The organism is Turicibacter sp. St.80E1 (assembly GCF_059728495.1).
Map to the genome: position 1 here is coordinate 2,158,933 of NZ_AP039386.1, position 25,380 is coordinate 2,184,312.

The window sequence follows — 25,380 nt, forward strand, 5'->3', positions numbered from 1 at the left end:
CCATAGATGATGAAAAAAGTCTAACGAGCAGCTAGACTTTTCTTTCCTTTATAATAAACATACTTAATATATCCACAAATAGCGAATAAGCTCATAATAATAATGATGCTAATAATCATAAATAGTTGCTCAGGTAACGCTAAGATAACAGGATCTGTTCGATAATCAAACATCCAATAATTATTATTAAAAAAGAGTTTATGAAACACGGTGAATGTTCCCGAAAAATTGATAGTAATAAAGAAGATTAAAATTCCAAACGTTAAGAAGGTTAAATTAGCCCCTCGATTAAACGTCGATAAAATACATTTATCCTTATGATGATGTCGTGTGACAAGAAATACCCCAAATGCTAGAATAAATAACAGAACAATCACGTATAACACAAGAAAGATATGCTTAACTTCCGCAAAGTGTATCATTCCCGCCTCACTCATTGAAAAATCCGGTAACTGTAACATCCCACGTGAAGGGCTTTGTAAATAGGAAATCATACTTTTATAATTGAGCATTAGTTTTTCCTCTGATAACCCAGTTATCGTTGTTAATTGGTACCGATTAATCACATATCGATAAATTGGAGTACAATTTAGTACAATTAATACCACCGTTGAAACGAGCGCTAAAAAAAACCAAATGGCGCCTACTCCCTCTACAACGACTTCTTTAATTGACTTACGCTTTAACATCTCTTAACTCTCCCTTTAAATAATATTATTTCATCATACAAAATAGCTTCTTTAAATAAGGTAAATGACTTTCACCCCTGATGAAACGGATTCAGTTGTTTGATTAGGATGATAGAAGAACGGTCTAATTAGACAATAAACTATTCAAAGCTTTATTCAACGCCACATCGACCTCTTGTTGCCATTATCTTACCACCATTACGGGGCTAAGTCTATAGACTGATTCAAACGAATACTCCTCCTCCATCCTGGCGTTTGATACCACATTCTATTCACTCTGTCCTAAAATTATGCCCCATTTTTTATAAAATAAAACAACAAATTCTCTCCCCAACAGTCACTAAGCTGAAGGGGCCACTGTCAATTAATGATGATAAGTAATCTCCTCTAAAAACTTCTAAAACAACTGAAATGTGATAGAATAGTACTATTACGAAAATTTTTAAAGGGAGTGATAAAGTTTGAATTTCAATCAGGTTGAAGAAAAAACAGAGACAGATATCTGTAAAAAACGCGTACATGCGATTAGTCAAGAAATTGAAAGCTATATCGGTCATGGTCCACTTGAAGTCATGGAATTCGGATGTCAAACAGGTCTAATCTCCTTAAATCTACAACACAAAATCGCATCAGGACTCATGGTGGATAGCTCAAAACGAGACATAGAAGTCTTCGAGAACACACTTAAAGCACATCATATTAGTCATATTAAAACATTTACGGGAGATATTCTAACGTCTAACTTCGATCAAACCTTTGACGTTATTTACGCCGCCATGGTGATGAGTCCTATCAAAGACGTCCAACCTATCATCAATAAGTTAGCGAGTTATTTAAAAAAACATGGAAAACTCATTATTGTCGATTTACTTCGTGATAACGGAGCCTTTTACTCTGAAGAACCAAATTTTGAAGGACATCATGGATTTAAAATTAATGAAATGGTGACTCATTTAACAGATGCCGGACTAAAAGACGTTCTCGGACGTAAGTTTTATTCGGGATACAAGCCATTAAAACATAAAAACCATCCTTATAGCCTATTTAGTATCGTTGGGGTAAAATAAATCAAAAAAAAGATGACCACCTAAGTCATCTTTTTTTATTATGTTGTTGTTGACACTTAGTAATAAAAGCTAAGATTGCCTCTTCTAATTGTGTCCCCTCATCATTTCGATAGTAGAAATGCCCCGATTCGCATAATTCAAGCAGTTCGTAATCATGTCCTCTCAATTTATTCTTTAAAATTTTTGTGGTTTTACCGCGGACAAATTCGTCCTGTTGACAGTGAATAAAAAGCAAAGGTTGTCTCACCGAAGGAAGCTCTCTTTTCGTTTCGTACATTAAATGAAATAAATCCAAATACCTTGGAATCCAATGAAGATAATCGCCCCACGATCCCTTCGAAATACTCCATGCCCGATAACTGGCCAAAACGTAATCATCCTCTTGACTATATCGCCCGGTTAAAACCTTTAATGAACAAATAAACCCTTTTAAATTGACCTTTACTGCTAAAGGGGTTGCTAAACAAACGACACCAATAATCGAGGGATGCTTACGACAAGCAAGTAATGAAAGCAAAGTCCCCATTGAATGTCCGACCAAAATAATTTGTGGATATCTTTTTGAAATCGCCTCAATTTGACAATCGACATAACGGACCCATTGACGACGATGACTTTTCGCAAACTGTCTCGCACTTCCTCCATGACCTGGGAGTAAAAGACCAAATGAGGAAACCCCTAAGTCTAAAATTTTCTCAGATAATCCATGAAATTGATACGGACCTTCTAAAATTCCGTGGATAAAAATAACGGCCGTTTTAGCGCCTGCAATTTCACATGAAAATGGTTGATGCGCAACTTCCTTTTTTAAATTCATAATATCATTCCCTATCTTATAGTACTCTTATTCTTACAATATTTCTCAATTTTTATTCGAGCGTTTAACACTTTTAATGAGAATAAGTGCCTCCTATTTAGGACAAGCTATAGATAAACAAAAATTTATCCGTTAGATGAAGACTCCTAATTTTCTTACCCAACATAAATGACAACTAATAATGAGGAATATTTCATGAAAAAACAACGACTTTCTTTGCTATTCATACTCGGTTTTCTTTACCTTATCCTTTTTAATTTTGGGCGCCCTCCTGTCCATGCGGCAGATGAAAAGCAGATTTTTTTAAACAAGACGGCTGCGGATTGTCCCTATAAACTCATTCATCATAAACAGGAATTGCTAGTTCCATTCGAATGGTTCATAAAAAATATGGGCGGCACTAACTACTCCTATCACCCAGAAACAAAAACCATTTCTGTTACTGTTGATAATTATCTCAAACAACAAGAATACTTATCCTACCTCAATGGATTGGCCAATGCCTCTTTAGATTACCCTCTTGCGAGTCGACTTCAAGGATTCACCCTATCGCCCTACCCTATTTCTAATGACAGTCCCGCTATTCTTAATCAGACGCCCCTTTACCTTGAAATCCATTCCGGTTCCTTTGCGATTACGTTTACCCTTTACGATTACCAACTGGGCACAGAACAACTGTATGTGGGTGCTAACTGGTTAAACACTTTATTTCTCGCAACCATTGATGAAACAAAATCGGAAGTTCACATTACTTATCCAACCCGTGACATGTTAGACGAAAAAATCACTCATTTCCAACGCGTCCTCTCCCCTTTGACTAAAGAAGAAGCACTTGCTTTGTGGATTCACGGGCTTCAATATCGTAACGGGGGACTTCAATACGTCGCACTTTCTAAACCATTAAGATCTAAGGTCCTATCCTATATTCAAACAAATGGATTCGTAACAGGGGGATCATCTCCATCATTAGAAACAGCCCACGTCGTCTCTGCTACGATGCCTTCTGATGATGAAGTCATCTATACGGTTGAATTTCAGGAACGCCTCGTTTCTAACGAATATGCCCCTCATCCATTAACGCAAATCATTACTATAAAAAAAGAAATCGTTGATTCAAAGGAATTTTGGTTTATCCAAAAAGTTGAAGGGCGTTTAGACTACTATACTATTCTCAATTAGGAAAAAGGGATTGCCAGCTGGTAATCCCTTTACTCATTAAGGAAACGTTCATATAAATTAATCGCATCAGAGATGTTGGTTTGTTCAGTTCTTGGACCTCCTGGTGCCCCCGCAGTAACTAAAATATACTCAGACTCACCATCTGACGCTAAACTCGCAAGACAAAGGCCCGCCTCTTCTGTATATCCCGTCTTCCCACCTAAAAATTGACCGCCCCTAAAGGTCACATCATTTAATTTAGCGAACATTCGACTCGCCATGAATAGACCTGAAGGGTGATTGGTTGTGGATGGCATTTCATACTGAATAGCGGTAAAAATCTGTTTAAATCGTTCATTCGAAAGCGCGTCATTTAATAAAATGGCGAGATCCTTCGCTGTTGTATAATGTCCTTTGTCATGAAGTCCTGTCACGTTTTCAAAATGGGTCTGATTCATTCCAAGTTCTCGTGCTTTTTGATTCATCAATGCAACAAAATTATCCACAGAACCCGAAATATTCTGTGCTAAACTTTCTGCCGCCTCTGCCCCTGATGAAAGCATGGTTCCGTACAGTAAATCGATCGCACGAACAGTCTCTCCTGGGAAAAATCCAGCAAGCGCCGCCCCCGACTCATATAAATTTGTAAAATCAGAAATAACAGTCATCTCTTCCTCTTCTAATTGCTCAATGGCCACTAACACAGTCATGATCTTAGTTAAAGATGCCGGATACATCTTTTGGTTTGCTTTTCGTTGGTATAAGACACGTCCGGTTTCTCGGTTCACAAGCAAAGCATATCGACTCTGAATATTCCATGAAGAATCGTCCACGGGTTGATAAGCATTAAGATCAAAACCAGGTTGTTGATTTGAGTGTCGTTGGAGAGATAAACCCTCTTGTGGATCAAGTATTCCTTGTCCAAAATGAAATAGTAATCCTATTAAAGTGATTAAAACAATCCCTCTTAAAAAAATTTTTGCTCGTTTCATTTTTTCACGCCCTCTCATAAATGATGTATTTGAAAACAGAGATACGGGTTTTCATCCATTGAATCAACCCATTCTGTTATCTCCTCATTCTCTACTCCGGTCCAACCCTTATTTCCGGATACCTTTATTTAACCATCATTGATGAGAAAGTTTTTTAACGGCGTCTTTCAAAAACCTTACGAATTTCTTACGATCGCATCTACCTTTCGTGATTAACAAATCAAGAAGCGTGAAAAAATATCACAACTTGCGATAATCTTTTTCAACACACATGCCTAATAACAGGCATAAAAAAAGACACCAACTCATGTCGTGCCCCTTTCATCCATCAACTAGTATAAACATCTATCTTTCGCCTATGTTAAGATCAGCTTAATCACCTCTTTAACATCCCTTAACACACATAACCCTGACCCAAAACATTAAAGGCTCATTAATATTTTTCACTCCTTTGACTCCTTTATCTAATATCCGCTTTCCTAAGTCGTCTCACTTAATAACTTTCACTTAACTTCTTCTGAGTAATACCTCTAATCCCCTTAAACTCCCAATCTTTAAGGATTAAATAATGTCCCAATATTCTATATTCAACATGAAGATACGACAACAGATAAGATAGATTAAAAAATAAATCACCAAAAATAACTTTTTCATTATCTTGAAAAGCTTTTTTCCCCACAAGAGTATCATCACCAAGATGAGGAAGTAATTTAAATGAACCTACTACAACAATAATGAATAACATTAAAACTATTAAAATCTCCCTAACTTTTTTTACTTATCCCTCTTAAAATTCTTCGAACAAAATAATACATAAAATAAAATAATAGAAATAATAATGATATCGACTAAACTTCTCTTCACTCTCATTTCCTCAAAACAAAAGTCATAAAACCCCATCCTTTGTATAGGAATCGCATAAAGAAAGCATATAAAAAGAACGACTAAAATAAAGTAATCTTTATCTGTTTTTATTTTACTTATTTTTATGAAGAAAAAAAGTTTATCGTCTTCCTTTTGTTTCATTTCCTTCCTCCTATCTTTTGATATTTTAGGATCCACTTAACCCCTTATTTTTTCACAAGGTATAAAATAACCTCTCTTATTTAATTTTAAAACATATTTTTTTATTTAATGTCCCAGGCTCGTTGATTCAGTTTGACATGGTAGTTTAGATTTAGTTTTGTTGAAAAAGATTTAATCGCCTGAAAGACTTTCTTAGAGAAATAGAATTTTTCAAAAGATTCTTTATTAAAGTCTGGTTGTGTGATGAAATGGACATAGAGTGCCCCATTAATAATGGATACATCGATACTATCGATGTATTGGATTTCATTTAATCCATCAATCTGATAACCTGCTGGAGCAAGACGTTGGTTTGTAATATCAAGTTTATCTGCAAGAATGAGAACAAGTGTCATGAGATTATTACATTCAAAACCATTACTATGTTCTTTAATCGCATCAAGAATAAGTTTTTCATGTCTTAAATTTAAACGGTGATGCTTAAAATAATTTTTAGCATATTCGTAACTCCGTTGAGCGTGATCTGCTTTCCCATCTAGACTACCAATGTCATGTAAGAGAGCCGCTACTTTAACTTCTTCAATGAAAAATTCATCTTGATTTAAATGACGAAGTAATTGTTCCGTTAAATTCGCTACATTTTTAACATGTGTAAGATTATGATATGCCCAACCTCCGGTCTCTACTTCCATTTTTTCTATTTCATGATAAATCGCTACAATTTCTGAATCATTTAAAATTTGCTCTACCATTTTAAGTCCCCTTTATCAATAAAATTTTTTCTTCATCCCATCATGAACCATTATTTTAATGTCCTCGGTGCTACCTTCAATGAAGTCATCAAAATCTGAAAGATTTACTTTATCTTTTAATTTAGAATTAACTTTATATTTAATCACATTTTCATGATGATTTACGATGCTCACCGTTTCAACGGCCGACAAAAGTTCTTCTTCAGCAAATACCATAAATAGAATTAAAATCATCAACCTTTTTTTCATTTAGTTCCCTTTTAATATCCTAATATTACCACACCCTATCTATGCGTTCTATCATTATTTACATATAAGGTGTAAAAAACCTTTTTTTATTAAATTTCTTCCTTATTAAATGATTTTTATCGATAAAAAACAAAAATCGACTAACTATCTTGTAGAAAAATGTATATTTTTGATTGATGAAATGCATAAACCATGTTATAAATAAATGGCACTGAGTGAGGACAATTGTCAATTTATAACTAAAGGAGTTTTACAACATGAAAAAATCATTAATAACTTTATGTGCTATTGCGGTTATCGCACTAACAGCAATGGTTGGATGCTCAAATTCATCAGCAAAGGATGTGCAGCCGTTAGGGATTATCGGAGCGATGGAGGAAGAAGTAGAAATAATTAAATCAAAAATGAATGTTCAAGAGACTGTTGAAATCGCCAATATGACGTTTTATCGTGGAACGATTGATGGGAAAGAAATCGTATTAGTGCGTTCAGGAGTTGGTAAGGTCAATATGGCTGCTTGTACACAACTTTTAATCGATCAATTTAATGTGGAGGCCCTAATTAATTCTGGTGTTGCCGGAACACTAAATCCTGAATTAAATCAAGGTGATATCGTTCTATCAACTGCAGCAGTACAACATGATTTTGATACAACAGCGGTTGGTGGAAAATTAGGTGAAATTGATCGTTTAGGGATCGACTTTTTCCCAGCAAGTCAAGAACTCTTAGCAACTGCAAAGAAAGCGGCCAGCACTCTAACTGACATTTCAGTCGTAGAAGGAGACGTCGCATCAGGTGACCAATTCGTTGCTGGTGGTGAAACAGCACAGAAAATTAAAGATCATTTCGGTGAAGTTTCGGCCGTAGAAATGGAAGGTGCAGCAATGGCACAGGTTGCCTACTTAAACGAAATTCCCTACCTCATCATTCGTTCAATTTCTGATAAAGCTGACGGTGGGGCCGACTTATCCTATGAAGAATTTTTACCTTTAGCAGCGAAAAACTCAAGTGAGTTTGTCTTAAAACTCATCGAACTTTACTAATCCAACTCCCCTCTTCTAAATACAGAAGAGGGATTTTTTATTTAATCCCTCCCACTCCATGCCCCCTTCACTTTATAAAATTTCCAAATTGTGATAGACTATTATTCGTAAGCAGCTAGGTAGGGGGTACTTTATGAATAACACAGTTAAAAAAACACTAATTGTTTTAGTAACAATTTTAGGGGTATTCTTTGTTCTTTTTCTTGGGGTCGTTTTACTTTATAACCTTTTATTCCTTCCATAATAATATTAAGTTGTATTAGACAAAAATATTAATCATAGACAGATAGATGTTGATAGCTAAAATGGACGCGTAAATACGCGTTCATTTATATAAAAAAGAGATGTACATTTTAGTACACCTCCCTTTGAGCGATTTTAATGATTAATTTATTAACTTAATGACATTGAAAAAAGTTCTACATTTTTTCTTATATTACAAGATAGACTAGAGATATGTGCACATATCCCTAGTCTATCTTTCATTTAAATAATGTTCATAACTTATTTCTTTTACTATTGTTGGATCAAAACTTATGATGTCGTATACTGCAACATTAGTATCAACAGGTGGTTTATGAGCTCCAGTAAATGTTTCAAATTCTATCGTTAATCTATACAAATAGGGTTCAGGATAATATCCACGTTCAATGTTTATGATTCTATAATCCCAAGATGTTCTTTTATTCTCTCCATAAACATTGTTTACTGATTTTTCAATGGATTTGTAAAGAATTCTTTCTACCGTTAATTGATATTCTGATATTTGTTCTTCATAAGATAAGGAATTAAATGAAGTTGAATTATCATTTGCAAAAATATTACTTGGAAATTTATTAAGTATTTTTAAATCAATAAGTATGGTTAAAAATAACATTAAAATTATTGTAATTTCATATTTTTTTTGACATCGTTTAACCCCGTTTTGATTAGATTTTACGATGTTATTATTTATTTTTAGTACAGGTTACTATAAATCCTTATAAAGCTATTATCTCATCTAGGACATCTATTTATACCGATAACATGAATGTAAGGCCTATAAAAAATGAAGATTTTGTTCTGGCAGGGTCATTCATCATTATGAATAGCAATAAAAATTTCATTGGGGATAAGTGATTTCTCTAATAGAATTCCTTATATTTTTTTAGGGAGAGATTTATACGATTTTATAATAGGAAAATAATAATAATATATAGCTTTTATGAAAGGAACCTTATGAATCAGCATTTAATCAAATTAATGCAGAAAATGTTTTTGGTTTAAAAGCTGGAGAATTTGTTAATCAAGTGCGGGCTCTAGTTTAATAGTAGCCCTCACTTTCTTTATTAAAATCCTGGAACTTTAATTACCCATAAAAATTAATAACTAAGTGCTTAATACCCATCACTAAAAACCCCCTCTTGCTATCCACACGTAACAAGAGGGGGGTTCTTTATTTAGAATAAGGAAGCGTAATGGTGAAGATCGTTCCCGCTTCACTACTTTCGACTTCAATAGTTCCTTTATGAGCAACGACAATTTCTTTAGCAATGGCTAATCCAAGTCCCGATCCCCCAGTTTGGGAGGTTCTTGAAGTATCTAAACGATAAAATTTTTCAAAGATCGTTTCTAGTTTGTGTTTAGGAATCGTCTTTCCTTGATTCTTAAAGGTCAATGTAACTTCCGCTACCGTTTTAAAAATATGAAGTTCAATGATCGATTGGGGATAACTATAAGCAACGGCATTTTTCAATAGGTTATTAAACACCCGCACTAACTTATCCACATCTCCATAAAATTCAACTTCTTCTTCATACATAAGATTAATCTTTAAGTTCTTTTCTAGCAAAAGAGGATAAAACTCATCCACTAATTGTTCCATCATAAAGGTTAAATTAAATGTCTCTTTTTCAAGGACGACTTCGTGAATATTAAAGCGAGTAATCTCGAAAAATTCATTAATTAATGTTTCCAAACGATAAGATTTATCTAAACAAATCCCCGTATACTTCTGCCTAAAGGTGCTCGGTAATTCTTGAGATTCCTCAAGTAAACTCAAATATCCAATAATAGAAGTTAACGGAGTCTTAATATCATGAGCCAAATACATGACCAAATCATTTTTACGCTGTTCACTCTCTCGGGCCACCCGTTCGCGATGTTTAAGAACGCGCTTCACCTCGTTTAACTCAGTTGCCATAAACTCGAGACCATCACTCATGACAATCGGCTCATCTGATTCATCTAATAATTTGTGCACCGCTTGGGCCATTTCTTGGTAATAGCGCGTTAACCTCATCCCCATCACATAAAGAGCCCCGCCAAGTAACAATAAAAAAGCTCCACCTAAAATCATCGGCTTATTGTAGACAAAGATTTTAAGATAAATCTGACGTGCCGCATAATAATCTAGCCCCATCCAATTTTGAAGCCACGTCACAAATCCTTCAGCAAACCATGATTCCAAGACACCATCCACAAATAAATGTAAAAATATCGCGCCCAAAATGACACTCATCACAATGAGACCAATCGCCTCTAAAAGCAACTTCCGTTTTAACTTTTTAAAATTATCCTTCAATTTTATAACCTACTCCCCATACCGTCTTAATCAGCTTAGGCTTCCCAGGTGGTTCATGCAACTTCTCACGAAGGCGCCGTATATGGACCATCACCGTATTATTCTCGTTTTTAAAATACTTATCCTTCCAAACCGCCTGAAACAACTGCTCCGAACTTACCACGCATCCACGGTTCTGACATAAATACCATAAAATCGAAAATTCTGTTGGGGTAAGAGAAATAGGCTGATTATTCAAAAAACATTGATGGGTTTGATAATTGATCGATAATCCCGCAATATCAATCACCTCTTCATTTTTTAAGACAGTGGTTTCATGATACTGAGTCAGACGTCTCATCTGAGCTTTCACGCGTGCCACAATTTCTAATGGATTAAAAGGCTTCGTCACATAATCATCCGCTCCGAGTGTTAATCCCGTTATCTTATCCATATCTTCGTTTCGCGCCGTTAACATAATAATCGGAAACTTATAATGTTCGCGAATTTTTGAGCAAATCGTAAATCCATCCATATCAGGTAACATTAAATCTAAGATTGCCAAATCATAGGTATTCTCTTGGAGTGAGTCCAATGCATCTTTCCCATTAGGAAATAAAAAACACGAGAATCCTTCATTTCTTAAATAAAGCGCCAACAACTCCAAAATTTCTGGTTCGTCATCCACAATTAAAATTCGTTTATTCATTCCATTCTACTCCATTATCATTAAATTCTACCTTTATTATATACCAATTTAATTAGTTTGAACTAAAAAAGGAAGATTCTATCTTCCTTCTTCCTCTATTTCGCAATCAAGTACTGGGCACCACTTTGTAAATCTTCAATCAAAACTTCCTCTGACTCCTCATCATTTAAAAAATAATCATAGGCAGTTAAGGCATCTAATACATGATATTGTGGCGTATATGAATTTCCATTGGCATGGGTCGTTACAAGCGCATATTCGTTCTCCCCATCTGTTGCATAACTTGCAAGACAAAGGGCCGCTTCATGTGTATAACCTGTTTTCCCACCAAGAACCTGACCGCCCTCGAAGTTTGGATCTCCCATGCGATCAAACATTCGGCTCGTAAAAATTAATGGTTCCCCATTACTACCCGCAACGCTTGCTTGGTATGATGGTGCTGAAAAAATTTCACGAAACTCATCATTTGATAAGGCTACTTTTTCTAAAATCGCTAAATCCCATGGCGTGGAGTAATGATTATCATCATGAAGACCAACGACATTCGTAAAATGAGTATCTTTCATGCCTAAACGTTGGGCCTTCTCGTTCATCAGTTCAACAAACCCTTCCTCCGAACCTGCCACAACTTTAGCTAACATCTGTGCCGCATCGGCCCCTGAGGGTAGCATGACACCGTATAATAAATCATCATAACTTACCGATTGTCCATTATAAAAGCCAGCAATGGCTGCCCCCTCATCGGCTAATATTGCAAAATCAACGTCCATCACAATATCAACATCCATTCGATGTTCCAGTCCCACAAGAACCGTCATCATTTTCGTCAATGAAGCTGGATACGTTCGTTCATGTGCCCGTTTTTCATAAATAACCTCATTCGTTGTTAAATTAACAAGCAGTGCATAATCGCTCCTTAAAGGAACATCAACATCTGTCTCCATTAAGGCATGACGATCATTAAACCCGAATCCATACTTGATAATATCTACTACCTCTTGCCGATTCGTTTGATAAAAATCTTTATACGTCAAATGAAACTCCATTTGCTCTTTATCTATCGCTAACGCATGGAATCCCCCACTTAACGCTAATCCTAATACTAGAACTCCCGATGTTATCTTTCCTAATTTCCACATAAAAAAATCAACTCCTCTTATATGTCTATTAAACCATATAATCGAAATTGATTCCTTATAATTTTTTTGACATCATTTTCCTTAATTAGTGATAGTCGAACAAGTTTTACTCGATTCACTCCAATTTTTGTTCCATCACTTCATCCTATCTGTTGAAGTCGGTTCCGTTTGATGTAATCCCGACGGATACGTCTTTTTACTGTTGATGTTTTTCCTGCAACTTTTTAAAGAAGCGGTAAATACTTTCTAAAGCTAGAACTAAATCTTCGCGAAACTCTAAATCTTTTAAAGCAGCATTCACTAACTCTTCATGAAAAGCCTCATGGATTTCAAACACCTGTTGACCTTTCTCTGTTAAATCGAGTAGAACAACACGACGATCATTCACATCACGCTTACGTGTGACATATCCTTTTTCCACTAATCGATTCACTGAAGTCGTTAATGTACCCATCGTAATCATCAATCGCTTAGACACGGTTCCCATGGTCGGCGGTTCACATTTACGAATCGCTTCAATGACATGAATCTCGGTCATCGTCACATCGACTGCATCATGCTCTGTTAAATTTCGCTCTTCTAAAATCAAAATTTGGTTAAAGACGTCAGTTAACAAATCATTGACCACTTTTCTCGAACGATCCATTAGCCTCACCTCCTTATATCTTTCTCTTTAAAAAACACAATCGCTTACATTATTTAATCTCTACCCTTAGAGTGAGCGAATTTATCTAAATTATAACTTTTATCTTCTTGTTTAAAAAACTAGGAGAATGACTCAAATCACGCTCCTAGTTTGGAATCAAATTATTGATGACTTTCAATATAATCAACGATGTTTTTAACGCTTTTCATTGTTTTTGCATCGTCTTCAGCGATTTCTAAATCATACTCTTCTTCTAAAGCCATGATTAATTCTACAGCATCTAATGAGTCAGCCCCTAAATCTTCTAATGTTGATTCAATTGTTACTGATGCCTCTTCTACACCTAATTCATCTACAATAATTTCTTTCACGCGATTAAATACCATTTTTACTTCCTCCTTCATCTAACTTATAATATTATTATAATTAGTTTGAACTACAAAGTAAATAGTTTTTTACGCTTTTTCAACTGTGTATTTTGATTTTAATCCTTGAGTGAAGTTTGAATACATCTCATTTTGTTTTTTAGACATTAAATATTGCTCGATTTGTCCTTTTACGTCTGTAAATGGAACCTCATCTTTTTTATCTAATAATTTAATTAAATGGTATCCAAATTGTGTTTTCACAATTCCTGAAACCTCTCCGATGTTTAAAGCAAATGCTGCTTGTTCAAATTCAGGAACCATTTGTCCACGTCCAAAATCACCTAAGTCTCCTCCACGTGCTCCTGATGGACATTTAGAGTTGGCACTTGCTAACTCGTGGAAATCTGCTCCCCCTTCGATAGCTGCTAATAATTCTTTAGCTTGTGCTTCTTCCTCAACTAAAATGTGAGCTGCACGAACCATTTCTTCTTTAAATTGCTCTTTATTTTCATTATAGTAAGCTTCACATTCAGCATCTGTTACCGTAATTGTTTTAAACATTTGTCCAATGCTGTGTTGGAAAACAAACTCACGGTATAATTTTTGGAATTCCTCTGTTTGTGTTAAACCAGATTCAATCGCATCTTCAACGACTAACTGACGAGCAATTAATTCATCTAATAAATCTTGCTTTTGTTCTTCTGATGTAATGTTAATATGTTGTTGAGTACGTAACGCATCAACTGTTTCATTTAACATCTCCTCAGTAATCGCATAATCTTTAACTTTTGCTAATACTTTTGACATAGTCTGTAACATCCTTTCAGGTTTCTTTTATAAACCTATTGTATTATTTATTCCTATTTAAGTAAACCTATATCCCAGATTATTCATGAAACCTTTATCATTATACCTATTTTTTTGTATTAAAAGACCACGTATTCTTCTTGATCATTGGTGTACTCCCTTAAATACCCCTCATAAATTAACTCAACGTCCTCAATCATTGAAAAATCATAAGGTCTCATCATTCGTCCCGAATGAGATTCACGAATAATATTCACTTGCATTAATAAATGAGCGACGAACTCGGAGCAAACAAAGTGATAGCGACGATTGAGTGGAATCCCCATCCATATAAAAGGTAATCCTAAAAAATTATAGCGGTATTGCTCGGGATTTTTTAAAAATGGATCTAATGCTAATAAGAGTTGCTCATACTGCTTTGGGGTTAATGGTAATTTGTACACCTGACATCGTGTTTGTGTTTTTATCTTGAACATTCCCTCATCTGGATTCTCTTCAATAAATCCAGCAATCCATGGACAATAAATATTTCTTCGGGCGAAGCTGTACATCGCATTTAATTCCCGATCTAACGAAATCGAGACATAATTGTAAGGATGCCGTGTAGCTACCTTTAATGCCCGGGAAAAAAGAGTCCCTGTTTGGGAAATAACAATATAAATTTCTGGCAATTCATAACTCATCCTACGTTCCTCTTTTTCTCTTGTTATCTCATCTCTCTTACTATATATAGACATTTACCAACAAAAAAGTCTTGTTTTTTAAAAATCTATCGTTTATCTAGTTATTCATTCAAAAAAAATAAAAAAGAGAAAATATTATTTCATCAAAATTCTCTCTTTTTTCGTTATTTATCTTAAGTACTAAATAAGACAGTCCCCGATGGGAAACCAATTAATTAAAAAAATTAAATTATTCCAATTCAAACGCACTCCGAATCTAACCCCTACCGTTTAATTAATAGGCGGATATTTAACTGTTTTGTTGGTTACTCCTATTTCCACATTTTCACTGTCATAAACAAAGCATCGCATACTATCTTTTAATTCTTTTTCACCTGGAAAATATATATATTCATATCGATAATCTGGGTCATCTGCATATACTATAGATATTGTGTATCCACCTATTTTGTAATCTTTAAGAATTTCTTTAGATTGTATAACTGCACTCGATGTTCCTTGGATAATCATATATTCTTCTAAATTTTTTTCTGCAAAATATTTTTGAACAGGATAAAAATATATTGCATATGAAAAGAATGCAATTGAGATAAGTAACAATATTTTAAACTTCATAACTCTCCCCCCTCCTTCTACAAATTCACCATATAATACCATAGAAACATCAACACTATTTTAAAACAGAGCCTTTATTTCAAATTAATATTAAAATCTTTAAAGTGTCCTAACGTATAAATCGCAACAATGAACGCATAGATCCCATTTCCAATGAAAGGTTGAGTCTGTGCTTGAAAACAACCTATTCATTTATTCCCTATCGGTTGCTTCCGATCCATGACCTCATCTCCTTTAATGGATTATTATAGATTGATTCATTTATTTTTTTATATTTTTTATAATAAGTTTGATTGATAATAAGATACACAGTATAGCCCCTATGAAGGAAATCAAATGTGTGATGTAAAATATGCAATCCCCTAGATAACTACCGAACATTATTAAATTTCCTAAAAAACCATTCCGTAGGTCATCCGAAATTCCTAAAGCATATACGTGAGAAAATCCTAGAGCGTCTTGAAATGGCGAGCTCCTTATTAAAACCAGCACAAAACATCCTATGATAGAATAAATCAACGACATATTTTCTTTATCCAATTCTTTCACCCCTTTTTAACAAACTATAACATAATTATTCAGAATTATCCATTATTGTATATTCCTTTCCATAAACGAAGACGACTCTCATTCTAACTACTAAGCTGCTATCACGAAATGTTTTTTTAACACTAAGGGCTCCTACAAGTCATAGCTATTCAACAGGTTATGCCAATGAAACGACTTACTACGCAAGCACCTCTATTCAATTTCCATATACTTATTCACTCTATTACAATTTATCTCACGGATCTATCTCCCCTATTAATGATGAAGAGATAGAGCCCTTTTGCTTCTTCAAACCTTTAAATAACTAACTCATCTCTAATGATCGAGAATGCGTTGTCCGATAATGGTTCAATCGTAAGCACGTAATAATAACACGGATACAAAAATAGCTACCACTCCTGTAAACTAAAGGTACAGAGTTGGTAGCTATTATTTTATATTGTTACCGACAAATCTCTTGGACTGTTTTTGCCCATGGCAAAAAGTCCACCAATACGCCTGGATTTCGTATGAAGTCCGTATTAGGTAGTTTTTCAAAAAGATAAGTGAGATATTTGGATGGATTTAGACTATTTTCCTTGGCTGTCTCAATGATAGTATATGCCATCGCATTGGCAGTCGCACCCTTCATACTGGTTGAAAAAAGGTAGTTTTTACGGCCAATCGCGATAGGGCGAATTGCTTGTTCAGCTAGATTATTCGAGGCTTCAAGATTTCCATCATCTAAAAAGCGCAAAAGCTCTACCTTTTGATTGAGGGCATACATAACCGCTGTTTGAAGTTTTCCTTTCATCACATAGAAGGATTCGAGCCACTTGAAAAATTCTTCGATGACTGGTTTGATGATCAGTTGGCGCTGTTTTTGACGTTGCTCAGGAGATAAATCTTTAATCGTCTTTTCAAAACGAAAGATTTGATCGCAGTATTCGACTGCCTTTTTTGCCTTACCATTATTCCCAGGTATCTCAAAAAACTTTCTTCTGACATGAGCCCAACATCCAACTAATTTCACGTTGGGAATATTTTTATAGCCCGAATACCCATCACAGTGAAGATAACCTTTAAATCCTTCTAAGATAGTGGTTGCCACCGCGCGTTCACGTGTTAGATCAGCGTGGTAATAAGCTACAGGATGTTGGGCATTTTTGATGGTTCTAAATAACCAAATCCTTGATTGAGAGGTGGCAGGTTTTCCATCCGCTCGATTTAAAATTTGATACGGTGTTTCATCTGCGTGTAAAACGGTCTGTTGAACTAGTTCATCTCTCAATCGCTCATAAATCGGAAGTAACCAATCATAAGAGGTAGTGATTATCCAATTTGAGAGCGTCTTATCACTCACACTTAATCCATAGCGTGCCCATTCTGATACTTGTCGATAACAAGGAATACTTAAGACATATTTTTGATGAAAAACTTCAGCTAACACACTCGCTCCGGCAAAGCTTCTTTGAATCGGAGCTTTTGGAGTTTCGGCACAACGAATCGGTTTAGCTTCGATCGATGCATCATGACAATCACATGCATACGCGTAACTAATGTATCGCTTTTTATATAATCGGGCTGGAACGAAACAAACTTCGTCACGAATGACCTTTTTTCCTATCCGTTTCATTTCGTTTCCACAATTTGTACATAAGCAGTCTTCTCCATGTAATTGACAATGGATTTCCTCAATCGGTAAGTCCTTGATTAATTCTGCCTTCCTTCCCTTTTGTTTTTTACGTCGATAGGTTATTTCTTCGACGGTTTGGTCTTCAGTTGTCTCTGTCTCTTCAAAAAATTATCTGGATTAAATAATGAAATTTGGCCATCGGCTACTTTAGTCTTTTCACTCGAAGATCCAAATAGTTTTTTAGTCATGCATTGAATTTGTTCATTTAATTGGCGAACTTGTTCTAAAAGTTCTTGATTTTGCGCAAGTAAGTCTTTGTTTTGTTTCATTAATTGTTGTTCAAGTTCTGTCATCAAATTCGCCTGCTTTCAAAAAGGTTTCGTTGTAAGATTAGTATACCTAATCTTACAACTTATGAAAATAGAAATAAGAGATTTTTGTCGAAAATCCCTTATTTCTATTAGTATAAACATCCTGTTTTAGCAGGTTTAATGGCTTTGGGTTGTTGAATGGATAACCCCTCTAATAACCAACGGAGTTCTTGGGCCGTTAATTTCTTAACTTCGTCTTGATCTTTAGGCCATTGTAAATTTCCATTTTCAATTCGTTTGTACAATAACATAAATCCATCACGATCCCAGTACAAAGCTTTATATCGATCCTTTTTTCTTCCACAAAACAAGAAGATGGCATCATTAAATAAATCTAAGTTGTATTTATCCGAGACAACACTAGCTAAACCGTCAATCCCACAACGCATATCAGTATGGCCACAAATGATAAAGATATTTTGAACCGTAGTAAAATCAACGAGCATACTTAGACATCTCCGCTAGAACAGTATGTAAGATATATTTGTTCACACCATTGTAAAACGTAACTTCAGCATCCTTAATTTTAAAGTGACAAACAGGTGTATTTTTATTAGTCTCAGATACTGAATTAGACTTTAAATTAGAGTCACTCAATGCGACTGGAACTATAATAGGATTTTCTTTCATAAAAAATAGACCTCCTTTTCTTTGATAGCTACAGTATAGCTCAAAGATGGAGGTCATAATAGACATGTTTATATTACGTGCTTACGTTCAATCACTATTCAATAAGGGCTCTAGAATCTATTTTTATCGGCAAAACAAAAAGGCTACTTCTAAACGTAGCCTTTTTTGTTTTATTTCGCTTCTGGTTCAATCATGGTTAGAGCCAATCGCTTACGTTGTAAGTCAACAGATTCTACCCAGACTTTAACAATGTCACCTACTGAAACAAGTTGCATCGGATGTTTTAAAAATTGTTTGCACATTTTTGATAAGTGGACAAGTCCGTCCTCTTTAACCCCACAGTCAACAAAGACACCAAAGTCAACGACATTACGTACTGTTCCTTGAAGCTCCATTCCTGGTTTTAAATCTTCAAGCTTTAAGACGTCTGAACGTAAAAGTGGGGCCTCTATATCATCACGCGGATCGCGATTTGGGGCAACAAATGCATCTAAAATATCATTCAATGTATGCTCTCCGACACCGAGCTCATCGACTAAAACAGAACGATTCGCTTTCTCTACTGCCGACTTTAGCGCCTCCGTCCCTAAGTCATCTTTTGTAAATCCTAATGTCTTTAATACTTGTTCCGCTATTTTATAGCTTTCCGGGTGAATCCCCGTTTTATCTAACGGATTTACACCATCCACGATACGCAAGAACCCAATGGCCTGCTCATAAGTTTTCGCCCCTAAACGAGAAACTTTCTTTAATTCCTCACGCTTTGTAAACTTTCCAACTTCATCGCGGTGTTTAACAATATTATTGGCAATCGTTGTTGAAAGTCCCGCTACATATTTAAGTAACGCTGGAGAAGCTGTATTGACGTTAACCCCTACCTGATTCACCGTCGTCTCAACCACGAAGTTTAAAGAATCATTCAATTTAGATTGTGTCACATCATGTTGATACTGACCAACACCAATCGATTTCGGATCAATCTTTACAAGCTCTGCCAACGGATCTTGAAGACGTCTTGCAATCGAAACCGCCGAGCGTTCCTCAACCTGTAAATCTGGAAACTCCTTACGGGCCAATTCTGACGCCGAGTACACAGATGCCCCCGCCTCATTCGTAATAATATAATAAATAGGATGCTTAATCTCTTTTAAAACATCGGCAATAAAACTTTCCGTTTCACGAGAAGCCGTTCCATTTCCGATAGAAACAATCTCCACTTGATATTTATTAATTTTATCAATGACTTTCGCACGAGCCTTTTGCACAAGAGCAGGATCTGCTTTCGAACCTTTAGATTTTTCATGTGGATAAATCACATCGATATCTAAAACTTTCCCTGTTTCATCCACCACAGCTAACTTACATCCCGTACGATAAGCCGGGTCAACACCTAAAACAACCTTTCCTTTCATCGGTGGTTGCAATAATAACTGGCGAACATTTTCAGAAAAGATATGAATGGCTTGATTTTCAGCCACTTCTTTTAAACCAGCACGAATCTCACGTTCAATTGATGGCTTAATTAAACGTTTATACGCATCTTCAATTGCTAAACGAACTTGTTTCGTTGCTTCTGTAACCTCGCGTATTGGAATTAATTCTTTGACCAAATAACGATGTACACCTTCTGCATCATCTAAAATAGAAATACGTAAAATCTTTTCAGATTCCCCTCGATTCATCGCAAGTACGCGGTGTGGCACTACGCGTAAAACAGGTTCACTATACTCATAGTATTGCTCATACACTTTACGCTCATCTAAATTGGCATCACGAACCTTTGATTGAATTTGACCCTTTTTCGTCATATACTCACGAATCCATTTTCGGTAATCCGCATGATCTGCAATCATTTCTGCAATAATATCTCGCGCTCCTTGTAAAGCCTCGTCAACGCTCGTCACTTCTTCATTTAAATATTTCGCTGCTTCCGTTTGTAACTCACCTTCTGGATAAGTTAATAAATACTTCGCCAACGGCTCTAATCCTTTCGCCTTCGCCTGTGTGGCGCGTGTTTTTTTCTTTTCTTTAAACGGACGATATAAATCCTCAATCTCTGTTAGCTTTTCAGCCTTTAAAATATCCTGTTTTAAGGCTTCTGTTAACATCCCTTTTTCATCAATTAAACGAATAACATCTTCTTTACGTTGTTGTAAGTTAACACCATACTCATACGTCTTAGAAATTTCACGAATCTGTTCTTCATCAAGTGCCCCCGTTACTTCTTTACGATAACGTGCGATAAACGGAACAGTTGAACCTTCTTCTAATAATTTAAGAACCGCGTTAATCTGGTTTGTTGTAATATTTAACTGCTTTGCAATTTGTTTATATAATTTTTGCATAAATTGTTGTTCCATTTAACTTGTGCCCCTCCTCTATCTTTACTCCAAAAAAAGATTGCTCGATTTTCTATCAATAACGTAAAATATTGTATCACAAAACTTAAAATAAAGAAGTAATCCCTCATTTTTTGCTAAAATTCTACATAATCCCTTAACCCTCCCTCTAAAATCTAATAATCCTTATTGTCTCCTTTATTTTTATTCAAAAATCACATTCCATTTCCCCGATTTCCCTTTATAATTACGGAATAATCTCGCAACAGACGTTATAAAAAACGTTAGTTTTTACCAAACTAAAAGAAATGACATCGTTTTAAAGGGGAATGCTTATGACAGATATTAAATACGGTTTAACTCAAGAAGAGGTTCAAAAACGTCGCTCACTTGGGCAAGATAATCATCTTATTGAATACAAAACAAAATCAGTTAAACAAATCCTGATTGATAACTTGTGCACATTTTTTAATATGATTAACTTTATTTTAGGGCTCTTTATTTTGACCACAGGTTCTTACAAAAATCTTTTATTTTTGGGCGTTATTGTGTGCAATATTATTATTGGGATTGCAGTCGAACTTCGGGCAAAACGATCCCTCGATAAAATTAATCTCATTACCCGTACAAAAGTTTTCGTGCAACGAGAAGGAAAAAAACAAGAATGTTATCCAGAGGACCTCGTTTTAGGTGATATTCTCTATCTCACTACCGGAAATCAAATCGTTGTGGATGGACAGGTCGTCGATGGACACCTTGAAGTAAATGAAGCCTTACTAACGGGTGAGAGTGATACAGTCATAAAGAACGTTGGAGATACAGTCTATTCCGGTAGCTACGTGGTGGCCTCAAGCGCCCTTATTGAAGTCACTGCCGTTGCGGAACAAACCTATGCTAATCAATTGGGAAAAGAAGCAAAGGAATATAAAAAACATCCTTCGCAACTCAGAGAAACACTAAATCTTATTTTAAAGACAGTGAGCCTGTTCATTATTCCCGTTGGACTCTTGATGCTAGGTAAATCCCTCGTTTTCAATCATCTCCCATGGAATGATGCCATTTTAAAAACGGCTGCTGCCCTTATCGGAATGATCCCCGAGGGTCTATTCCTCCTCTGTAGTATTTCCCTTACCGTCGGGGTCATTAAACTCATTAATAAGAAAACACTCGTTCAAGAAATGTTTTGCATTGAGTCAATGGCCCGAATTGATACACTTTGCCTTGATAAAACAGGAACGATTACCCAAGGAAAAATGCAAGTCCATGAAGTTAAATGGTATGTGGATCAAAAGATTTCGAGTCGGATTGGAAACTTGCTCCACGAGTTAAACGAGACTAACTTTACAGCGCAGGCCCTTAAAGCCTACTTCACAGAAAATGATCAAGCAACACCGAGTGAACTTTATTACTTTACTTCTGCTAATAAATATAGCGGTGCAAAGTACAGTGATGGCGTGTACCGAATTGGATCTTATCCACATATAGTCGAGCATCCGGATGAACAAATAACGAAGGAGATTGAAGCCCTAGCAAGTTGTGGATATCGTGTCCTAACTGTTGTTAAAACCGTTAATGACCATCATGAAGTCCTTGCACTCATTACTCTCATTGATCCCATTCGTGAAAATGCCCCTCAAATTTTCGATTATTTCTTAAACCAAGGGGTTGATTTAAAGGTAATTTCGGGGGATCACCCTCAAACGGTCGCACATATTGCTAAACAAGCAGGATTAAAAAATGCTGATCGTTTTGTGGATATGTCACAATACCCAGACGATCACTTAGACGGTTTAGTCAATGAGTATACCGTATTCGGTCGTGTCAGTCCTAAACAAAAAAAATCACTGATTCAGGCCTTGAAAAAACAAGGACATTTCGTCGCTATGATGGGAGATGGAATTAACGATGTTCCAGCAATGAAAGAAAGCAACTGCAGTATTACAGTGAATAATGGGAGTGAAATCACTAAAAGTATTGCCGACATTCTACTCCTTAACTCCGATTTTTCCTCACTTCCCGCTGCGTTGCTTGAAGGACGTCGGGTCATCAATAATATTCAACGAGTTTCAACGCTCTTTTTAACCAAAACAGTTTATTCGATTTTAATTGCCTTTATCGTTTTACTTACCCCGCTTAGATATCCCTTTGTCCCGATCCAAATGACGCTAATTAATCTCTTTACAATCGGACTCCCAGGATTCTTCTTAGCGATTGAACCCAGTCGAGAAAGAATTAAAGGAAACTTTTTAACTGAGGTTTCAAAAATAGCCATTCCAGCGGGATTTTCCGTTATCGGATGTCTGTTAATTGGACTTATGATTCCAAGTCTTCATCGAAATCACGCTTTGTTTGATACGTACTGTTTTTGTATCGCAATGGTTAGCGGTCTTTGGGTTCTCATCAGAAGTTGTCTTCCCATTAACCTAAAAAAAATAGCCATTCTCTTCATTAGTATCACCGGTATTACCCTTTCAGTTCTTAAATTTTCAAACCTATTTATGTTAAGTCATGTGACGCCTATTCAACTTATTCAATGGGTACTTCTAATCGTCCCACTTTATGCTCTCCTTTTCTTTGTTTTAAAACATATGTTTCATCAAATATTATCTAAACTAAATATCCAGTCAAATTAATTCTCGCCCCTCTTGTCTTCTATCTGATGAGTTGCTATAATGCAAACAGATAGCATATACAAGGGGGGCTTTTCGTGAAAAAGGCAATTATTTTTGACATGGATGGTTTAATGATTGATAGTGAAAGAGTAACTTATGAAGAATACACGAAGACAATGAAAAAATTTAATTATCCTTTTGATAAAAGCTTTTATCTCCGTTGTCTTGGAAAAAATAGAACAACGATTTGTCAGCTATTCACCCAACAATACGGCGAAGAATTTCCGATGCAAGAAATTTGGGAAGATGTCCATCTCTCGCTAGACGATCGTTTGACGACATCTACTCCATTAAAAAATGGAATTGTTGAATTACTAACTTATTTAAAAGACCATCATTATAAAACAATCGTAGCAACAAGTAGTTCAAAAGAACGTGCAGAAAAAATATTAGCTGCGGCACGTTTAAGAAACTACTTTGACGATATCATTTGTGGTGATGAAGTAACCTGTGGAAAACCCCATCCTGAAATATTTTTAACCGCTTGTCAAAAGCTTGGGGTTACTCCTGATGAAGCGTTAGTATTAGAAGATAGTGAGGCAGGAATAACTGCGGCCCATTGTGGTGGAATTGATGTCATCTGTATTCCGGATATGAAATATCCAGAAGAAGAATTTGCAAACAAAACCTTAAAGATATTAACTAGCCTTCACGACGTTATCACTCACCTTCAATAGAAAAAAAGATGTTATCCAATCCGGATAACATCTTTTTTTAGTGATTATTTAAACATACTCTTATATATTATTAAACGAACGATAGAACGAATATTTAATAGATTACCTCCATAGTTTACTAAATAAAGTTATATAATTTATGTAGAAATATAATGATTATTGTAGAAATTCAATACTGCTCTAGGCTTCAATAAGTAACGAGTCTGAGATTAAAGCAAAACCTTAACTCTTTTTTATATCTAACGTCGTTCGCCTAAAAAACGAAAAACTACCATTCACTATGAGGCATTCAGTCTTATCCACAATTAAATCAATCCTAATTCTTTACACGCATAATAAATTCCATCTTCACTCACTGGTTTGGTTACATAATCTGCATGTTTTTTCAGTTCCTCATGCGCATTCCCCATCGCAACACCACATCCAACGGCTTGCAACATTTCAATATCATTTAATCCATCGCCGAAAGCAATCGCTTGTTCAGGGCCTAATCCTAGCTTTTCTAAAATAGCTAAAATAGCTGTAGCCTTTGATCCCGTACGAGGAAGTAAATCAACCCCTTTAGGTTGCCATCTTACGACGCGAACTTCTTCTAGTGGATAAAAAATATGCTCATTTTCTACAGTTACCCCTGCTACCATTTGATAAATCTTATCGTTAGTTGATTTCATTCCTGTTTCAATTAAAGGCTCTGGTAAATTCATATTCTTTAAAGCTTCGAGCAAAAATTCTTGATGTTCCCCCGATAAAATATAATGCGTCTTAGGCATCCATAATAACGGGACATTATTTTGACTCGCAATCTCAACAATACGGTCAAGCAACTCTTTCTTATACGGAGCCTCATACATAACCTGATTATGCATCACCGCATACTGTCCATTTGTACAAATATAACTATCAATTGAAAGTCCCTCTAATAAGGATTCAATCATAAATGGGGATCTCCCCGTCGCAATAAAAGGGGTGATTCCCTTTTCCTTTAATAAACGAAGTGCCTCAATCGTTGATTGTGGGACAAGCTCCATATCAGACGATTGATTTTGCTTTGAATGATTATCCACGATTGTTCCATCCACATCAAAAAACGCTACCTTAATATTCATCTTTAAAATCCCTCCTATGTGTCAATATTCATAGAATACTACAAAAACACGCCCAAATCCAACAAAATAAAAAAAGGAACGCCCTCTTCTTAAAAAAATATCGCTTATGAGATTCATGA

27 protein-coding genes are annotated in these 25,380 nt (G+C 35.6%); 5 read left to right on the forward strand and 22 right to left on the reverse strand.

What is annotated here, in order from left to right; genetic code table 11:
• Positions 1-20: 20 nt before the first annotated feature.
• Positions 21-689 (reverse strand): TIGR01906 family membrane protein, encoded by a 669-nt coding sequence (locus AC6I0I_RS10355; protein WP_161830993.1) that lies wholly within the window; start codon positions 687-689, stop codon positions 21-23.
• Positions 690-1,150: 461 nt separating this feature from the next.
• Here AC6I0I_RS10355 and AC6I0I_RS10360 point away from each other — a divergent pair, with 461 nt between their 5' ends.
• Positions 1,151-1,756, forward strand: a complete 606-nt coding sequence (locus tag AC6I0I_RS10360) for a methyltransferase domain-containing protein (protein WP_161830992.1) — start codon at positions 1,151-1,153, stop codon at positions 1,754-1,756.
• A 25-nt stretch (positions 1,757-1,781) separates the two neighbouring features.
• On the opposite strand, the gene AC6I0I_RS10365 is transcribed toward AC6I0I_RS10360, so the two are convergent.
• On the reverse strand, positions 1,782-2,573 hold the full coding sequence (locus AC6I0I_RS10365) for an alpha/beta hydrolase (protein WP_161830991.1): 792 nt from the start codon (positions 2,571-2,573) through the stop codon (positions 1,782-1,784).
• Between the two features lie 195 nt (positions 2,574-2,768).
• On the opposite strand from AC6I0I_RS10365, the gene AC6I0I_RS10370 reads away from it, so the two are divergent.
• Positions 2,769-3,752, forward strand: a complete 984-nt coding sequence (locus tag AC6I0I_RS10370) for a hypothetical protein (protein ID WP_262953854.1) — start codon at positions 2,769-2,771, stop codon at positions 3,750-3,752.
• A 29-nt stretch (positions 3,753-3,781) separates the two neighbouring features.
• On the opposite strand, the gene AC6I0I_RS10375 is transcribed toward AC6I0I_RS10370, so the two are convergent.
• The 5 genes from AC6I0I_RS10375 to AC6I0I_RS10395 all read right to left on the reverse strand — a co-directional run bounded on the left by AC6I0I_RS10375 (position 3,782) and on the right by AC6I0I_RS10395 (position 6,750).
• A complete protein-coding gene (locus AC6I0I_RS10375) occupies positions 3,782-4,723 on the reverse strand; it encodes a D-alanyl-D-alanine carboxypeptidase family protein (RefSeq protein ID WP_262953853.1) in 942 nt (313 codons plus the stop codon).
• 493 nt (positions 4,724-5,216) lie between these two features.
• Entirely contained in the window at positions 5,217-5,468 is a 252-nt protein-coding gene (locus AC6I0I_RS10380) for a hypothetical protein (protein WP_161830988.1), read from the reverse strand.
• Positions 5,469-5,497: 29 nt separating this feature from the next.
• Entirely contained in the window at positions 5,498-5,749 is a 252-nt protein-coding gene (locus AC6I0I_RS10385) for a hypothetical protein (protein ID WP_161830987.1), read from the reverse strand.
• Positions 5,750-5,850: 101 nt separating this feature from the next.
• Positions 5,851-6,501 (reverse strand): HD domain-containing protein, encoded by a 651-nt coding sequence (locus AC6I0I_RS10390; protein ID WP_161830986.1) that lies wholly within the window; start codon positions 6,499-6,501, stop codon positions 5,851-5,853.
• Between the two features lie 15 nt (positions 6,502-6,516).
• Entirely contained in the window at positions 6,517-6,750 is a 234-nt protein-coding gene (locus tag AC6I0I_RS10395) for a hypothetical protein (RefSeq protein ID WP_161830985.1), read from the reverse strand.
• A 257-nt stretch (positions 6,751-7,007) separates the two neighbouring features.
• Here AC6I0I_RS10395 and AC6I0I_RS10400 point away from each other — a divergent pair, with 257 nt between their 5' ends.
• Positions 7,008-7,793 carry a 5'-methylthioadenosine/adenosylhomocysteine nucleosidase gene (locus tag AC6I0I_RS10400; RefSeq protein ID WP_202618689.1) on the forward strand — a complete coding sequence of 262 codons (786 nt, stop codon included), beginning with the start codon at positions 7,008-7,010 and terminating at the stop codon, positions 7,791-7,793.
• Between the two features lie 475 nt (positions 7,794-8,268).
• On the opposite strand, the gene AC6I0I_RS10405 is transcribed toward AC6I0I_RS10400, so the two are convergent.
• From AC6I0I_RS10405 to AC6I0I_RS10470, 14 genes are all read right to left on the reverse strand, one after another.
• The gene (locus AC6I0I_RS10405; protein ID WP_262953852.1) at positions 8,269-8,670 is read right to left on the reverse strand and encodes a DUF3888 domain-containing protein; all 402 of its coding nucleotides are present in this window, start codon (positions 8,668-8,670) and stop codon (positions 8,269-8,271) included.
• Positions 8,671-9,228: 558 nt separating this feature from the next.
• Positions 9,229-10,356: a sensor histidine kinase gene (locus AC6I0I_RS10410; RefSeq protein WP_262953851.1), complete on the reverse strand. Its 1,128-nt coding sequence runs from the start codon at positions 10,354-10,356 to the stop codon at positions 9,229-9,231.
• Positions 10,346-11,044, reverse strand: coding sequence for a VanR-ABDEGLN family response regulator transcription factor (gene vanR / locus AC6I0I_RS10415; RefSeq protein WP_262953850.1), 699 nt, complete (start codon positions 11,042-11,044; stop codon positions 10,346-10,348). The genes AC6I0I_RS10410 and vanR overlap by 11 nt, the downstream gene beginning before the upstream one ends.
• A 95-nt stretch (positions 11,045-11,139) precedes the next feature.
• Positions 11,140-12,183, reverse strand: a complete 1,044-nt coding sequence (locus AC6I0I_RS10420; RefSeq protein WP_161830981.1) for a D-alanyl-D-alanine carboxypeptidase family protein — start codon at positions 12,181-12,183, stop codon at positions 11,140-11,142.
• 196 nt (positions 12,184-12,379) lie between these two features.
• The gene (locus AC6I0I_RS10425; protein WP_161830980.1) at positions 12,380-12,829 is read right to left on the reverse strand and encodes a MarR family winged helix-turn-helix transcriptional regulator; all 450 of its coding nucleotides are present in this window, start codon (positions 12,827-12,829) and stop codon (positions 12,380-12,382) included.
• A 161-nt stretch (positions 12,830-12,990) separates the two neighbouring features.
• Entirely contained in the window at positions 12,991-13,215 is a 225-nt protein-coding gene (acpP, locus tag AC6I0I_RS10430) for an acyl carrier protein (protein ID WP_161830979.1), read from the reverse strand.
• A gap of 69 nt (positions 13,216-13,284) precedes the next feature.
• Entirely contained in the window at positions 13,285-14,004 is a 720-nt protein-coding gene (locus AC6I0I_RS10435; RefSeq protein WP_161830978.1) for a peptidylprolyl isomerase, read from the reverse strand.
• Positions 14,005-14,123: 119 nt separating this feature from the next.
• Positions 14,124-14,687 carry a hypothetical protein gene (locus AC6I0I_RS10440; RefSeq protein WP_262953849.1) on the reverse strand — a complete coding sequence of 188 codons (564 nt, stop codon included), beginning with the start codon at positions 14,685-14,687 and terminating at the stop codon, positions 14,124-14,126.
• 270 nt (positions 14,688-14,957) lie between these two features.
• Entirely contained in the window at positions 14,958-15,302 is a 345-nt protein-coding gene (locus AC6I0I_RS10445) for a DUF3139 domain-containing protein (protein ID WP_161830976.1), read from the reverse strand.
• A 991-nt stretch (positions 15,303-16,293) separates the two neighbouring features.
• Complete coding sequence (gene tnpC / locus AC6I0I_RS10450) at positions 16,294-17,589, reverse strand: IS66 family transposase (RefSeq protein ID WP_262953812.1); 1,296 nt, start codon at positions 17,587-17,589, stop codon at positions 16,294-16,296.
• The gene (locus AC6I0I_RS10455; RefSeq protein ID WP_262953809.1) at positions 17,586-17,819 is read right to left on the reverse strand and encodes an IS66 family transposase; all 234 of its coding nucleotides are present in this window, start codon (positions 17,817-17,819) and stop codon (positions 17,586-17,588) included. Before AC6I0I_RS10455 ends, tnpC begins: the two co-directional genes overlap by 4 nt.
• A 107-nt stretch (positions 17,820-17,926) precedes the next feature.
• The gene (gene tnpB, locus AC6I0I_RS10460) at positions 17,927-18,283 is read right to left on the reverse strand and encodes an IS66 family insertion sequence element accessory protein TnpB (RefSeq protein ID WP_262953810.1); all 357 of its coding nucleotides are present in this window, start codon (positions 18,281-18,283) and stop codon (positions 17,927-17,929) included.
• Positions 18,273-18,467: a hypothetical protein gene (locus tag AC6I0I_RS10465; protein WP_262953811.1), complete on the reverse strand. Its 195-nt coding sequence runs from the start codon at positions 18,465-18,467 to the stop codon at positions 18,273-18,275. Before AC6I0I_RS10465 ends, tnpB begins: the two co-directional genes overlap by 11 nt.
• 170 nt (positions 18,468-18,637) lie before the next feature.
• Positions 18,638-20,827 (reverse strand): Tex family protein, encoded by a 2,190-nt coding sequence (locus AC6I0I_RS10470; RefSeq protein WP_262953707.1) that lies wholly within the window; start codon positions 20,825-20,827, stop codon positions 18,638-18,640.
• Between the two features lie 314 nt (positions 20,828-21,141).
• Here AC6I0I_RS10470 and AC6I0I_RS10475 point away from each other — a divergent pair, with 314 nt between their 5' ends.
• Together AC6I0I_RS10475 and AC6I0I_RS10480 are read left to right on the forward strand one after the other, a co-directional pair.
• Positions 21,142-23,439 (forward strand): HAD-IC family P-type ATPase, encoded by a 2,298-nt coding sequence (locus AC6I0I_RS10475; RefSeq protein ID WP_262953708.1) that lies wholly within the window; start codon positions 21,142-21,144, stop codon positions 23,437-23,439.
• Between the two features lie 74 nt (positions 23,440-23,513).
• Positions 23,514-24,155 (forward strand): HAD family hydrolase, encoded by a 642-nt coding sequence (locus tag AC6I0I_RS10480; RefSeq protein WP_262953709.1) that lies wholly within the window; start codon positions 23,514-23,516, stop codon positions 24,153-24,155.
• 305 nt (positions 24,156-24,460) lie between these two features.
• Here the strand turns inward: AC6I0I_RS10480 and AC6I0I_RS10485 are convergent, their stop codons facing one another.
• Positions 24,461-25,261, reverse strand: coding sequence for a Cof-type HAD-IIB family hydrolase (locus AC6I0I_RS10485; RefSeq protein WP_161830972.1), 801 nt, complete (start codon positions 25,259-25,261; stop codon positions 24,461-24,463).
• Positions 25,262-25,380 lie beyond the last annotated feature (119 nt).